Consider the following 15348-nt stretch of genomic DNA (forward strand, 5'->3'; position numbering starts at 1 on the left):
ATAAATTGAGATTAGTGTATTCGCTTATAAAAAGCACCTGCATGCAAGGCCGGAAATGTCTCTAAATTACCACGGTCTGCCATAGTTACATAGCAGGTTTTGCCATTTTTGCCCCCAAAGGTAATGTTTGAGGGCTTTTTTCCCTTCAATTGCACCTCTTTTATGATTTTTTTATCGGGGTTTAGGATGACGACAGTGCCTTTATCGTATCTGGTAATGTAGAGGTTGCCTTTTTCATCACAACGCATGCCATCCATTCCATAATCATCAAAAGATGCGAACATGGTCTTGTTGCTGATATTACCTTCCTTGTCCAGATTATACCTCCAAACCGTTCTCTGCACAGACTCGTTTACATACAGGTAAGCGCCATCAGGACTCACTTCTATACCATTTGTGGTACCCATCCCATCTTCCAACAATTCAATATCACGGTTTGAATTTACTTTCCAAATGCTACCCGTACTTTCTGCCCAATTTGGGTCACTTAAAAAAATGGTTCCACTAGGCGAAATAGCCAAATCATTGGGCTGATTCATTTTCGCATTGTGCGCATGTACTTGAGACGTTCTGCTTCCTTTTTTTATGATTAGAACATTATGGTTTACGTAATCTGCCACGTACATATTTCCTTGAACATCAAACCGAATGCCATTTCCTACGCTGTTTCCGGGAAGCTCGCAGAATATTTTCCCTTGGCCTACGTCATTTATAACACCAATAGTTCCCTCTTTTTGAAAGTTGACTGCATAAACTGCACCACCGGCATCAACGGCAGGACCTTCCACTCCTTTGGTAAAAGACCCTTCTTTTGTATAGTCCGTGCTCTTCAGTTGTTGGTTTTTGCAGGAAAATAAGGCAATAAATAAAATACCACACGGTACTAAACGAATCCTATGAATTGAAAAGCTCATGAAATGAATAAATTTGGTCTAATCTGGCCCCTTTTTCGGTCTGTTGCAAGGTACAAATTTCGTTATGTGCATCATGCTCAAAAAATAGGTAAAACTCATTTTCAAGGGCCTGGTCCAAAAATAGTTTCTTTTCTTCTAATGTTAGCAAAGGTCTTGTATCATAACCTATTACGTAAGGAAGTGGAATATGCCCTACCGTAGGTATCAGGTCTGCCATAAACACTAAAGTCTTTCCTTGATATTTAATAAAAGGAAGCATTTGCTTATCTGTATGGCCATCTACAAAAAGTATATCAAAACCTAATTCACTGTTTTTTATAAACTTTTCATCCTGTCTGTCAATAAAGTGTAACTGGCCACTTTCTTGCATTGGCAGTAAGTTTTCCTTGAGAAAAGATGCCTTTTCGCGCGCATTGGGCTCGGTGGCCCATTTCCAGTGCTCCTTATTGGTCCAAAATTTTGCATTTTTAAACGCAGGTTCATAGCCAGTCCTATCCCTGTTCCATTGTATACTACCGCCGCAATGATCAAAATGGAGATGTGTCATAAAAACATCGGTAATATCATCTCTATGAAAGCCGTGGCTGGCCAAAGAGCTATCCAAGGAAAAATCTCCCCATCGATAGTAATAGCCAAAAAATTTATCCGATTGTTTATTACCTAAACCTGTATCTACTAAGATTAAGCGATCACCATCTTCAATTAACAAACTTCTTGCCGCAATATCTATTAGATTTTTGTTATCAGCAGGGTTGGTTCTTTGCCAAATAGTCTTGGGTACCACACCGAACATGGCCCCTCCATCCAACTTAAAATTTCCTGTTTCTATGGGATATATCGTCATATTTAGTTATTAACGTGCATTGCAAATTAAGAAAAGGCCATAGCACAAACAAACAACTCCTACCATTGCAGTTATTGGGTTCAAATAAATACCGATTCAGCCAGCAACAAATGCATTTTGACACGTACGAAACAAAATTTTAATAAGATAATTCCACCACCTCCCTTCTGAAACAAAAATTACTATTTTTGGATAAATTGCAAGGCATGGTTGAATTAGCAGGAATTATAATTTTGGGCATTATAGCGCAGTGGGTCGCATGGAGATTTAAACTGCCTGCAATTTTACCCTTAATTTTAATTGGGTTGCTGGTTGGGCCCTTTGCAACGCTCTATACAGAGGACGGCAGTAAATTAATTGAACCTATCTGGAACGGCCAAAAAGGACTTTTTCCTGGGGAGGGACTTTATTATTTTGTTTCCCTAGCAATCAGTATCATTCTTTTTGAAGGCGGACTTACCCTAAAACGTGCTGAAATTAGAAACGTGGGCCCCGTAATTACCAAACTAATAACATTGGGTAGTTTGGTAACTTTCTTTGGTGCCGCAATCACGGCCCATTTTATTTTTGGATTGAGTTGGCAAATTTGTTTTCTGTTTTCATCCTTGATCATTGTAACAGGCCCCACCGTTATTACTCCCATCTTAAGAAACATTCCCTTGAAAAAAGATCTTTCTGCCGTATTGAAATGGGAAGGTATCCTTATTGATCCTATTGGGGCATTGGCCGCGGTTTTGGTCTTTGAATTTATAAGTGTTGGAGAGGGGCAAGCTTACACCTTGACCGCCCTCATTGAATTCGGGAAAATACTACTTTTCGGTTTTACGTTTGGCTTCACCTTTGCCCATGCCCTTACATTTGTTATTAAAAGAAACTTTATTCCACATTATTTATTAAATGTAGTGTCCTTATCCGTAGTGCTTCTAGTATTTGTAATGAGCGATGTTTTTGCACACGAATCGGGCCTTTTGGCAGTAGTAATTATGGGAATGGTAATGGGAAATACAGATTTGCCCAATATTAAAGAACTGCTCTATTTCAAAGAGTCCTTAAGTGTACTTTTAATTTCCATTCTTTTTATTTTGTTGGCGGCCAATATTAATATGGCCGATCTACAATTGATTTATAATTGGAATACCGCTATACTTTTCTTGATTATTGTCTTTGTAATCAGGCCCATTGGTGTTTTTTTGAGTTCAACAGGCTCCAATTTAAAATTTAATGAAAAGCTGTTCATAGGTTGGGTTGGGCCACGAGGTATTGTTGCCGCAGGTATTGCCTCGCTATTTGGGTCAAAATTATTGGCCAAGGGCGAAGAGGGCGCAGAATATATCACTCCCTTGGTTTTCGTTATTGTTTTGGGTACGGTTTTGTTGAATGCTACCACTGCCCGTATGTTCGCAAAGGCCATAGGAGTCTTTTTGACAAAGTCCGAAGGTATCGTCATCATTGGAGCGAGCAAGGTTTCCAGAATTATTGCCGATTATCTGAGGAAAAACAAACGTCATGTTGTTCTTATTGACAATAACCAGAGCAACATAGATAAAGCCAAGAAACTGGGGATTGAAGCCATTACCGCCAATATCTATTCCGATAATTTAACGGACAATATTGAATTGAACGATGTAGGGTATCTAATGGCACTAACCGGAAACTCGGATATTAACAAATACGCCGTGAATAAATTCGGGAAGCAATTTGGGGAAAACGGTTCTTTTAGACTCATTGATGCCGATGAAATGAACAATCCCGAAAACAATCCTAAGGAAGGTCTTTTCTCCCATACGGACGATTTTATCAAGCTTACCGAAACGGCCAGGAAATTTCCCGTTATTCATGAAATTGAATTAAAGGACAAAGAACAATATGAGGGGCTTATTGAAATAACAAAAGCCGACGAGAATATTGTTCCCATTTTCCTAAAAACTCCGGATGGGGATTTAAAAATAATACCTTCCTTTAGTACGGATTTCAACGACATTACCGAGGGATGCCGGTTGGTATATTTAGGAAAAGTACTGGAAGCAGATGACACGGAAGACGACCCTGAAGAGGATTAACCTCCAAACGGCATCGCTTTCAAAACTTCCACGGAAATATCGGCCAAGCCAATATCCATTGAATCTTTGGACTCCAAGCGATAAAAGTGGATAGCCGCTTCCCTTTTAATTTTGTTCTCGAGAAGTTCTGCATCTATTTCCCCGCTTTCTTGATGCCATATAAAAATGGAATGCTGCCTTGTGGGGATTTTGATATGCTTTGCAATAAACTGAGCAATATAGGTTGTCATGGTCGAGCAAAATAAATTTGAACAAAGCTAAAACTACCCTTGGCTACAAAAATTGCCCGTTGTTGATAAGTTCCAATCTTTTCAAAACATATTCAAAAGGAAAGAAAAAACTTACGAAATTCCTAAGCTGTTCTTAGTCAGTGAAAAATACAGGGATAGCAGAAGTAGACCCTAAATATGAAGGGCTACCATTGTTTTAAATTTGGAATTCTTCTTAATAACCGATAAACGGTATTATTAGTCGTTTAGCTTAAGAACGGCCATAAATGCCTGTTGCGGAATCTCTACGTTACCCACTTGGCGCATACGCTTTTTACCCTTTTTCTGCTTCTCCAAAAGCTTTCGTTTACGCGAAATATCACCCCCATAGCACTTGGCAGTTACATCCTTCCGTAAGGCTTTAATAGTTTCCCTAGAAATAATTTTAGCGCCAATGGCCGCCTGAATAGGAATATCAAACTGTTGCCTAGGAATGAGTTCCTTTAATTTTTCACACATTTTTTTTCCAATGTGATAGGCATTGTCAAAGTGAACCAAGGCGCTCAGCGCATCCACGTTTTGGGCATTTAAAAGAATATCTACCCTTACCAATTTAGAAGTGCGCATTCCAATTGGGGCATAGTCAAAAGAGGCGTACCCTTTGGAAACAGTTTTTAACCTGTCATAGAAATCAAAAACAATCTCGGCCAATGGCATGTCAAAAGTAAGTTCTACCCTTTCCGTTGTTAAGTAGGTCTGATTGGTAATTTCACCTCGCTTATCGATACAAAGGGACATAACGTTCCCCACAAAATCGGACTTCGTAATAATCGTTGCCTTAATGTATGGCTCCTCTACCCTGTTCAAAGTAGATGGATCCGGTAAATCGGAAGGATTGTTAACTATTATTATATCATCAGGATTCTTATTGGTATAGGCATGGTAGCTTACGTTGGGAACGGTAGTAATTACCGTCATATCAAATTCGCGCTCCAGACGCTCTTGAATAATCTCCATATGGAGCATTCCCAAGAAACCACATCGAAATCCAAAACCAAGTGCTGCACTACTTTCGGCCGTAAATACCAAGGAGGCATCATTCAATTGTAATTTTTCCATAGAGGAACGTAGCTCCTCAAAATCTTCCGTATCTACGGGATATATACCTGCAAAAACCATGGGTTTTACATCTTCAAAACCGGCAATGGCTTTTTCGGACGGGTTTTCGGTCAAGGTGATGGTATCCCCAACCTTCACCTCTCTTGCATCCTTAATTCCGGTAATCAAGTAACCAACATCTCCGGTGGAGATTCTAGGTTTTGGATGCTGTACAAGCTTAAGGGTACCTATTTCGTCTGCATAATAGCTCTTGCCCGTGGCCATGAACTTAATTTTCTGGCCTTTTTTCAATTCCCCGTTTATAATTCTAAAATAGGTTTCTACACCGCGAAAAGGGTTATAGACCGAATCAAAAACCAAGGCTTGCAAGGGAGCCTCCGGTTCCCCTTTGGGTGCGGGAATACGTTTAATGATTGCTTCCAATATTTCCCCAATTCCAATACCTGTTTTTGCACTTGCGGGAATTACTTCTTCTGGGTCACAACCTAAAAGATCTACAATATCATCCGTTACTTCCTCTGGATTGGCACTAGGCAGGTCTACTTTGTTTAGAACCGGAATTATTTCCAAGTCGTTCTCCAACGCCAAATATAAATTTGAGATGGTCTGAGCCTGAATGCTTTGAGCCGCATCAACTACCAACAGGGCCCCTTCACAGGCGGCAATGGACCTTGAAACCTCATAGGAAAAGTCAACATGTCCAGGAGTGTCAATTAAGTTGAGCACATAGGTTTCACCTTCGTACACATACTCCATTTGAATGGCGTGGCTTTTGATCGTGATTCCACGTTCCCTTTCCAAATCCATACTGTCCAAAAGCTGGTCTTGCTTTTCCCTTTCGGTAACCGATCCTGTAAAATCCAACAAGCGGTCTGCCAAGGTACTTTTACCATGGTCTATATGGGCAATAATGCAAAAGTTTCGAATGTTCTTCATAGCAATACGAACGGCGTTTAAGAGGGCAAAGATACATTATTTTATATCGATTTGACTAAAGAACAATTACTTGCATATATCTTTTAAGGAATACATTCCAAATAGAATGTTTTAAACCACTTAGGCCTAATTTTTTGACAAATTCGAGCAAATGAATCACCCGTCCAAGCCCACTGTTTACGTTGCATTATCTAAAAAAGTTGTAATATTAAGAGTTTTTCTTTGTAGGTTTTTACGTATTTCTATAGCTTTGGGAATGAACCTATACCACTAAGTGAGACATACGCTTTGCCCCTTTTTGTTTTGCTTGTTCTTTGTTATTGCAGCTTTTGCCCAAGATGTCTCCATCTCGGGTACAGTAGAGAATGAAGACCATGAGCCTGTTTCCTATGCCAATATCATGCTGCTAAGTGTGAAGGACTCTTCCTTGGTTGATGGTGGACTTACAAATGAAAATGGTGAGTTTGTGCTCAAAAACATCTTAGCGGGAAATTATATCTTAAAAGCTTCTTACCTTGAAAATGAGTCGGTTGCGCAATCGATTTCCGTATCGTCGGACCTCAATATTGGCGTACTTCAAATTTCATTGGAGTCCAAACTGGATGAAGTGGTTGTAACAGGGAACAAACCAAGAATCGACAGAAAAGTAGACCGTCTGGTATATTCCATTGAGAATACGGCCGTTCAAGATCAGCAGATTTGGGAGGTTTTAAAGAACACGCCCGGTGTTTTAATTATAAACAACCAACTGAGCGTTAACGGAAGTAGACAGGTTGGTGTGCTTATCAACGGCAGAAAAGTTCATATCCCAGCCAGGGACCTCATTAACCTTTTATCCGGCACCTCTGCCAGTAATGTTGAATCTATTGAGGTAATAACCGTGCCCCCTGCCAAATACAGTGCAGAAGACCACGCACTTATTAATCTAAAAATGAAAAAGAATCTCATAGCAGGGTATAACGGAGCCATCTACAATAGGTATGCACAGGCAGTATTGCCCAAACATACGGTGGGAATGGAGCATTATTTTAAAGGGAAAAAAATTGATTTCTCTTTCAATTATAGCTTTAGACATGATAGAAATATAAAGCGCTATCAAGACATCACCAATTTCTTGGGTACTGCCGAAGAATCAGAAACATGGACAGCGAATCAAGAATTTATTAGAAAGCAAAAACAGCATAATCTTTCGGCTTTCTTGGACTATGAACTTAATGGGAACAGTAAAATTAGTCTGTCCGTCATGTCCTTATATATTCCCAAAGCGCGAAGAACCTATGATACGAAGACAGAAATTGTGGGCGATAGCCTATTTTCAGGATTTGATACGGATATTTTGGGAAGTTCAGATCTAATCAACACTTCCTATTACATCGACTATGAGCAAAAATTGAATGAAAAAGGGGCACAATTATCTGTTAATGGCCACTATACTTTCTACGATAAAAATGCTGCTCAAGCATTGACCTCTAATTTCTTTGATTTGGAAAACAAAGTTGCCCAAGCCAACGATTTTACCATTAACACGGAACAGTATATCAACATCTACAGCTTACAGACAGATTACTCATCGCCTTGGGGCCAAAAAATGAAGTGGGAAACCGGTTTAAAGTATGCCAATATTGAGTCTAAGAATTTAGTCTTACAAAGAGGTTTTGATCTGGAAACACCTGGAATAGACCCACAGGAAGCAGGAAACTTTTCTTATAACGAGTCTATTTATGCAGGCTACCTTTCCGCAAATGGCAAGTGGGATGCATTAAGCATAAAAATGGGGCTTAGAGCAGAACATACCGAAACACAAGGAAGCTGGAATTTGGGCGCAAGCGCTACAAAAAACAGCTATTTTAAACTCTTCCCTTCTGCCTCCCTAAAATATACTCCCAATAACAATCATAGTTTTAACATTTACTATTTTAGACGGATTACCAGGCCCAGATATGCCAACATTAATCCGTTTCAAATATTCCAGAGCAATTTCTCTACCGTTGAGGGCAATCCTAATTTATTGCCCTCTACCAACAGTTATATTGCCTCAGGTTATACATTAAAAAAGAAATATACCATTGAACTTTTTTATAAAAACGCCAACAATAGTTTGGGGCAACTTGTTTTTCAGAACAACGAATTAAATTGGCTTCGATTTGTGAATACCAACATAGATAGGGATTTTGCATATGGAATGGATTTTATAGTCAACCGGGATTTTACCAAATTTTGGGATTTCTACCTATTATCCAGTTTTTACCAGCGCACTATTCAATTTACAGATCTGGAGTCTGGCCTACTAGTAAAAAATGACCAGTTTAGCTGGTTTATGAGGGCAAACAATAACTTTACGTTCCTGGCGGATAAATCACTTACGGCCAACCTTAGCTATCGTTGGTTTGCACCCGCAATAAGAAAAAACTCCTCGTATGAAGGGTATGGCGCCTTGGATTTTTCGCTTAGAAAATCCCTTTTTGATAACAAGGCAAGTCTTAGCCTTGGTCTGGATGATATCTTTAACCAAGGAAATGTTTTTAGCTCCCGTAACTATCTGGACCAAAATGGAAGCTCTTTCCAGCGAACGGAAAATAGGTTATTTACCGTTGGGTTCAGATATAAATTTGGTAATTCCAAAATCAGAAGTAATAAAAAATACAAACGGGTAGAAGAAAGGAATAGGTTGTAAACTACTTCTCATTTCATAAATTTAGCTAAGACAATTACTTGATTACCTGCTATCCGCGGAAATTATGTAATTTTGCCATCCCAAAAAAAGAAGAAAGCTATGCCCAAGATTGGTGATATACAATTGCCTGATTTTCCGCTATTATTGGCGCCTATGGAAGATGTAAGCGACCCTCCGTTTCGCGCATTGTGCAAGGAAAATGGTGCTGATGTTGTGTATACGGAATTCATTTCTTCTGAAGGACTTATTCGTGATGCGGCAAAAAGTGTCATGAAACTGGATATATACGAAAAGGAGCGCCCTGTAGGAATCCAGATTTTTGGAGCTAATTTAGATTCCATGCTTCAATCTGTTGATATTGTTGAAAAGTCCAATCCTGATATTATTGACATCAATTTTGGCTGCCCTGTTAAAAAGGTAGTGAGTAAAGGTGCTGGCGCCGGAATATTAAAGGATATTGACCTTATGGTATCTTTGACCAAGGCCATGGTAGAACGTACCAAATTGCCCATTACTGTTAAGACCCGCTTGGGTTGGGATGAAAACTCCATTAAAATAGTAGAGGTAGCCGAAAAGTTACAGGATGTGGGGTGTAAAGCGATTGCCATACATGGCCGCACCCGTGCACAAATGTACAAGGGTAGTGCAAATTGGGAACCCATTGCCGCAGTGAAAAACAATCCTAGAATGCATATTCCCGTTTTTGGAAATGGTGATGTAGACACCCCGGAAGCTGCCGTTAAAATGCGAGATGATTTTGGTTTGGACGGAGCCATGATAGGTCGCGCAAGTATTGGTTATCCTTGGTTTTTTAATGAGGTAAAACATTATTTTAAGACTGGGGAACATCTGGCACCTCCCACCATGGAAGAACGGGTAGATGCCGCTAGAAGGCATTTACAAATGTCGATTGATTGGAAAGGGGAAAAATTAGGCGTCTTTGAAACCCGCAGGCATTATACCAACTATTTTAAGGGGATTCCCAATTTTAAGGAATATCGTATGAAAATGGTTACCAGCGATGATGCTGCAGATGTTTTTGCAGCTTTTGACGAAGCGCTTGAAAAATTTGGCGATTATGAATTTAGCCACTAAGTAGACGCTATCAATTTTTTAGTGATCCTACTACTTGCAATTTTAGATGCAATTACCCCTAATATTAATATGGTCGCCAATACAATAACCACATTGATCCATTGATACTCCACAGGATAGGGCAAACTGGGAGTTATTTTTAGCCACTCAAATGCTAATTGGGACCAAATAAGTAAAGAGCCTATAACTACTCCAATAAATCCTCCAACTCCGGTAACAAGCAGACCTTGAACAAAAAAGATGGACCGCAATTTTTTAACGGTTGTTCCTAAATTATATAAAGTTTTCAGGTTCTGTTGTTTGTCCAATACCATCATAATAATGGCTCCCACCACATTGAAAAGGGCAATGATAAGTACCAGGGTAAAAATGAGATAGGTGGCCAAGTTTTCGGTATTTAACATTCGGTGCAAGGTGCTATTGAGTTCCTGCCTGTCCAAAACCCGCACCTCATTTCCTAAAATATCGGAAATGTTCTTTTTTACAGAAATTACATCCGCACCCTCACGTAATTTAAAGCCGACCCCAGACACCTCACGGTCCGTTCTTTCCAACAGGTTTTGCACCGAGGGTAAATCGGCAAACACGTATTTTTTATCCAGATTTTCCTCAACACCAAATACGCCGCTTATAAAATAGGGTTTGGTCTTTAAGTCATTTAGGGAGAGTGAACCCTTTCCCGGTTTAAGGGCCATTACTACTAAGGCACTTTGGTTAACGGACAGGCCAAGAATATTAATCACCCCAATACCGGCAACAGCTTCCTCTTCGTTTATTCGCCAATTACCGTAGAGAACGGTACTGTCCATTTCTGTTACACGGGTATAATTGGTATCTACACCCTTTATAAATGCAATGTGACTTTTTCCTTGAAATTTTAAATATACTTTTTCCTCTAGCTCTTTGGTGTAACTTGCCACATCATCCAATTGATTTAATTTGGCCTCCTGATCCTCACTTAAAGTAAAAACTTTACCCTGAACTGGTTGTGCCTTTAAATCCGGATCAAAAGTATTGCTAAACTGAAGACTAAAACCCTTTAAACCTGCAAAACCCGACAGTACTATAAATAATGCAGCAGAGCCAATAACGATTACCAAAAAGGTAATTAAGTTGATGATATTGATGGCATTCTGACTACTCTTGGAGCGTACGTAGCGCTTAGCGATGTACAGCGGAAAGTTCAATCCTATATTTTTTTTCTTTTCTCCAATAATTCCCTGTTCTGTATGGGATCATCCTTTCCCTTTAGGGATTTTTCAATATTGTCCATATACTCTATAGAATCATCCAAGTAAAAGAGCAGTTCGGGTACCCGGCGCAATTGGTTTCGGGTTCTTTGGGCAAGCTCATGCTTGATTAGAGGTTGGTTGGATTTTATCCCTTCCATTAGCTCTGTAACCTGTTTGTTGGGAAATATACTTATATAGACCTTTGCAATTGATAAGTCCGTAGTTACTTTTACTTTGGTTACGGAAATCAATGTACCCTGCAATCCTCCATCTTTTGCGGCACGCTGAAGAATATCAACAATATCCTCTTGTATAACACCCGCTATTTTTTTCTGTCTTTGTGTTTCCATTGGGCAAAAATACGCAGAATTAAATGTAAATTAGGAAGATATGACCTTACAGCATAAAATATAATGGCAAATGTGAAAAAAATAGAGCATGTAGGTATTGCTGTCAATGACTTGGAGAAGGCCAATGAGGTTTACCGTAAGATATTGGGGGTTTCCCATTATAAAATAGAAGAAGTATACTCAGAGGGAGTCCTTACCTCCTTTTTTAAAACGGGGGATAGTAAAGTTGAGCTGTTGCAAGCTACCCATAACCAGGGCCCTATATCCAAATTCGTAGAACAAAGGGGTGAAGGAATTCACCATATTGCTTTTTTGGTAACCGATATCCACAAGGAAATTATCCGATTAAAAAAGGAAGGGTTTGATATCATCGATGACTCCCCCAAAAAAGGAGCAGATAATAAATTGGTAGCCTTTGTTCACCCAAAATCCTGCAACGGGGTACTGATAGAGCTTTGTCAAGAAATTAAAAATGACGAATAAATCTCTCTTTTTTATAGAAACGAAGAACAAAATTTTGCGTAGTTGCCGTTTATACTTAAATTTGCGCTCATTTTCTGCCATAGTCCATCTATGGCGATGACATTTTGAAAAAGACCGGTCCTATAGCTCAGTTGGTTAGAGCACCTGACTCATAATCAGGTGGTCCCTGGTTCGAGCCCAGGTGGGACCACAGTCGCAACGACAAGCCTTTCGAGAAATCGAGAGGCTTTCTTGTTTTGAGGGGTACGAACAGACTATATCTATTGGCTATAACTTGAGATACTATGTATATTTTTAATCTTCAGTAACCTTGCTTCCCCACCAGTCATTATTTGGGCTGAAGTTTGGATCTAAAAAATCAAGCCGTTCCTTTTCTAGTTCCGGCAGTCTTTTTTCGACTGTATTTTTAAATCTTTGAATTGCTAATTCATCATTATATTTATTATCAGGATTAGGATAATTCGCTCCAACTTCTTCCAGCCAGTTTAATAGTGTATTGCTAAGACTTTTAGCCAACTCTTGATTTTGATTATAAACATTGTTCCGTTCACCAGGATCGTTAATCAGATTGTAAAGCTCTTCACTATCGTCCTCCCAATAATGTATTAGTTTCCATTTACCTTCACGAATAATAGATGACGGATTACCGCCCTGATTACCGTAATGGGGGTAGTGCCAAAAGAGTGGACGCGGTACATTAATCTTCTTTCCTTCTAGTAGAGGTCTTAGACTCAGCCCATCCATATGTTGCTCGGGCAGTAAATCAATATTCGCTAAGTCAAGGAGGGTAGGAAAAAAATCGGCACCTGTAACTGGGAAATCAATTTCTTTTGACTGTTTTAACCAAGGCACTTTGATAAAATAAGGTTCACGAATGCCTCCTTCCCATTGATATCCCTTCCCACCCCTTAAGGGCAAATTGGAAGTTGAAAAAGAATCTCCCGAGGCCACACCTCCATTATCGGAAGTGAAGACGACAATAGTGTTCTCTTCAAGGCCATTGGCTTTTAACGCATCCAGAACTACACCAACGGCATCATCCATACATTCCACAAGTCCGGCATAGATAGGATTGTCCTGCACCTGTCGACTGGGAAGTACGCGTTCCATCTTAAATCCGCTTTGGGTTATACCCTGATTTGCGGCTTTTTCACGGTATTTTGCCCACTTCTCTTTTGATGTCTGAATAGGGCCGTGCACGGCGTAAAACGACAAAAAGGCAAAGAAGGTGGTATCCTTGTGTTGCGCTATAAAATCTGCGGTTTCCTGTGCCAAACGCACGGTCAAGTTCTCCCCTTTTTCCCTGTTTGACAGTTTAGGGTTGTTCCAAGGTGAAAAATAACCACCTATCGGACTTCCCTTGTCCCAGCCCCCTATATTGATATCAAAACCATGATCTTCGGGATAATTTCCTTCGTCCCCTAAATGCCATTTGCCCGAAAAAAAGGTGATGTATCCATTGGCCTTGAATGCTTCTGCAATGGATATATCTGATTTGGGCAAGGCATGCTTATATTCAGCGGGCAACAATTTATCATGCCGACCATGTTCTCTCCAATCTGTTCCAGATTTGGCCCCAATCCAATCGGTTATCCCGTGCCTGGCGGTAAATTTACCGGTCATTATACTGGCGCGGGAAGGGCTGCATACCCTACTGGCCGCATAGCCTTGAGTGAATACCACCCCCTCATCGGCGATGCGGTCGACGTTTGGGGTTTCGTAGTAGGTGCTTCCCGTTGCGCTGAGGTCGTTGAGGCCTAAGTCATCAACTAGAATGAACAGGATGTTGGGTTTTTTGTCAACCAATTCTTTCTGTGGCTGCTTGCAGGCAAAAACCGATAAACCTAGAATGGCAAGTACTAAGAGTCTTTTTTTCATAAAGTTATCTGAAGTTTATGGAAAACCATGGGTTCAAAACCCATGGCTGACAATTGGTCGGTTTACATACAAGCGTATCAATATCCTGGGTTTTGACTGATACTGTTTTCGGAAATTTCGATTTCCCGGGCCGGAACGGGCATTAAAACATGGTGTTCTTGGATATTGGCTCCCGGAACATCCATATGGGGGTCTTCCACATTGCGGATGGTCTCGACAAATTGGCCCCATCTAAGCAAATCGAACTTACGATGACCTTCAAAGCCCAATTCGGTGGCTCGTTCTTTTTTTAGGGCCTCCCTAAATGTAGATTGGTCCAGACCTGCAAGCTCTGGTAATCCTGCTCTTTCGCGGACTTGATTGATGAAAAAGTAAGCGTTCGCCGGACCATTCAGTTCGTTTTCAGACTCGGCACGCATTAGCAAAATATCAGCATAGCGCAGTACATGGGTGTTTTGGCTTCCGTTGTTACTTTTTGGAGGGTCGCCATCGGCGTTTAAATATTTACCGGTAATCGGACCTGCACCAGGTGTTCTGGGAGATTCGAGAACATTGCCGTCAAGTTCGGTTATATAGCTGATATCCTTTCTTAAATCACCTTCTTCAAACATATTTAGATAGTCGGTTGTGGGTAACATATTCTCCCAACCGCCGCCTACGGCGTTCGTGGCCCCAACGATTTCAGTATCTCTCGACCCTACCCAGCTTTGTTTGAAATCAGGTCTTTCATTTTGCTCGAATTGAATATCAAAGACATTTTCATTGACCAGATTGCCATTCTTGTCGGGCATGTCGACGTATTCGGCATTTTGGCCCCACAAACTATTGTAATCGGCCACTAAGCCGAACATTCCCGAATCTATGACCTCCTGTGCCCGCTGACTGGCCAGTTGCCATTCGCCCTGTGTCAAATGTACCTTTGCCAAGAGTCCGGCAGCCGACCATTTGGTAGCACGCCCTTTTTCTTCCCCGACATACGTATCAGGTAAGACCGGAATGGCCTCCATCAAGTCCAATTCTATCAGGTCGTATACTTCCTGTACGGTGTTCCGTGTAACTCCTTGTAACGTTTCGGTATCTATAACTACACTGTTTAATATAGGGACTTCACCGTAAACACGCACCAATTCGAAGTAATAGAAGGCCCGTAAAAATTTAGCTTCGCCAATCAATCTTCGTTTTAAAGCCTCATTGTTCATTTCAATATCAGGAACATATTGTATTACCGTATTGGCCAATGCAATACCTTGGAAATTCTGTTGCCACATTACGGTTGCATCACCATTATTGGCATTGAGGTCTAAAAACCAAGAAACCGGGCGCATGTTGTGCTGCCCCTGAAAGGCTATATCGCTAGGAGTAAAACCAAAATAGAACGAGATTATGCTGCTGTGCAAACGGGTATAGGCAGCGGTCGTTGCCGCAATCGCGTCTTGCTCGGTTGCAGGAAAGGTTCCGGGAACCAAAAAATCAATAGGCTTCTCGGTAATGATGTCCTCACAGGAGGTAAGGCCGAGGAATAGTATCAATATATAGAGTATTTTTTTCATGGTG

At 40.5% G+C, this 15348-nt stretch carries 12 protein-coding genes and 1 tRNA gene; 5 read left to right on the plus strand and 8 right to left on the minus strand.

The window, feature by feature from the left end:
- Positions 1 to 11: 11 nt before the first annotated feature.
- Together BIZ36_RS11565 and BIZ36_RS11570 are read right to left on the minus strand one after the other, a co-directional pair.
- A complete protein-coding gene (locus BIZ36_RS11565; RefSeq protein ID WP_187458065.1) occupies positions 12 to 914 on the minus strand; it encodes an SMP-30/gluconolactonase/LRE family protein in 903 nt (300 codons plus the stop codon).
- Complete coding sequence (locus BIZ36_RS11570) at positions 895 to 1758, minus strand: MBL fold metallo-hydrolase (protein WP_187458066.1); 864 nt, start codon at positions 1756 to 1758, stop codon at positions 895 to 897. The genes BIZ36_RS11565 and BIZ36_RS11570 overlap by 20 nt, the downstream gene beginning before the upstream one ends.
- 206 nt (positions 1759 to 1964) lie before the next feature.
- Between BIZ36_RS11570 and BIZ36_RS11575 the strand changes: the two genes are divergently transcribed.
- Positions 1965 to 3818, plus strand: a complete 1854-nt coding sequence (locus BIZ36_RS11575) for a cation:proton antiporter (protein WP_187458067.1) — start codon at positions 1965 to 1967, stop codon at positions 3816 to 3818.
- Here BIZ36_RS11575 and BIZ36_RS11580 read toward each other — a convergent pair.
- Both BIZ36_RS11580 and lepA read right to left on the minus strand, forming a co-directional pair.
- Positions 3815 to 4048 carry a GTP-binding protein LepA gene (locus BIZ36_RS11580; RefSeq protein ID WP_187458068.1) on the minus strand — a complete coding sequence of 78 codons (234 nt, stop codon included), beginning with the start codon at positions 4046 to 4048 and terminating at the stop codon, positions 3815 to 3817. The two genes, BIZ36_RS11575 and BIZ36_RS11580, sit on opposite strands and share 4 nt — an antisense overlap.
- Before the next feature lie 237 nt (positions 4049 to 4285).
- Positions 4286 to 6082, minus strand: a complete 1797-nt coding sequence (gene lepA / locus BIZ36_RS11585) for a translation elongation factor 4 (RefSeq protein ID WP_187458069.1) — start codon at positions 6080 to 6082, stop codon at positions 4286 to 4288.
- 274 nt (positions 6083 to 6356) lie between these two features.
- Here lepA and BIZ36_RS11590 point away from each other — a divergent pair, with 274 nt between their 5' ends.
- Both BIZ36_RS11590 and dusB read left to right on the plus strand, forming a co-directional pair.
- A complete protein-coding gene (locus BIZ36_RS11590) occupies positions 6357 to 8756 on the plus strand; it encodes an outer membrane beta-barrel protein (RefSeq protein WP_187458070.1) in 2400 nt (799 codons plus the stop codon).
- A 99-nt stretch (positions 8757 to 8855) separates the two neighbouring features.
- On the plus strand, positions 8856 to 9851 hold the full coding sequence (gene dusB, locus BIZ36_RS11595) for a tRNA dihydrouridine synthase DusB (protein WP_187458071.1): 996 nt from the start codon (positions 8856 to 8858) through the stop codon (positions 9849 to 9851).
- On the opposite strand, the gene BIZ36_RS11600 is transcribed toward dusB, so the two are convergent.
- Entirely contained in the window at positions 9848 to 11038 is a 1191-nt protein-coding gene (locus BIZ36_RS11600; protein WP_187458072.1) for an ABC transporter permease, read from the minus strand. The genes dusB and BIZ36_RS11600 overlap by 4 nt on opposite strands.
- Positions 11039 to 11040: 2 nt before the next feature.
- Entirely contained in the window at positions 11041 to 11433 is a 393-nt protein-coding gene (gene rbfA, locus BIZ36_RS11605) for a 30S ribosome-binding factor RbfA (RefSeq protein WP_187458073.1), read from the minus strand.
- A 72-nt stretch (positions 11434 to 11505) separates the two neighbouring features.
- Here rbfA and mce point away from each other — a divergent pair, with 72 nt between their 5' ends.
- Positions 11506 to 11916, plus strand: coding sequence for a methylmalonyl-CoA epimerase (gene mce / locus BIZ36_RS11610; RefSeq protein WP_187458074.1), 411 nt, complete (start codon positions 11506 to 11508; stop codon positions 11914 to 11916).
- 116 nt (positions 11917 to 12032) lie between these two features.
- Positions 12033 to 12106, plus strand: a tRNA-Ile gene (locus BIZ36_RS11615).
- A gap of 104 nt (positions 12107 to 12210) precedes the next feature.
- Here the strand turns inward: BIZ36_RS11615 and BIZ36_RS11620 are convergent.
- On the minus strand, positions 12211 to 13794 hold the full coding sequence (locus BIZ36_RS11620) for a sulfatase (RefSeq protein WP_187458075.1): 1584 nt from the start codon (positions 13792 to 13794) through the stop codon (positions 12211 to 12213).
- Positions 13795 to 13871: 77 nt separating this feature from the next.
- Complete coding sequence (locus BIZ36_RS11625; RefSeq protein ID WP_187458076.1) at positions 13872 to 15344, minus strand: RagB/SusD family nutrient uptake outer membrane protein; 1473 nt, start codon at positions 15342 to 15344, stop codon at positions 13872 to 13874.
- Positions 15345 to 15348 lie beyond the last annotated feature (4 nt).

This window comes from Cytophaga sp. FL35 (assembly GCF_014349235.1).
Taxonomy (GTDB): Bacteria; Bacteroidota; Bacteroidia; order Flavobacteriales; family Flavobacteriaceae; genus Euzebyella.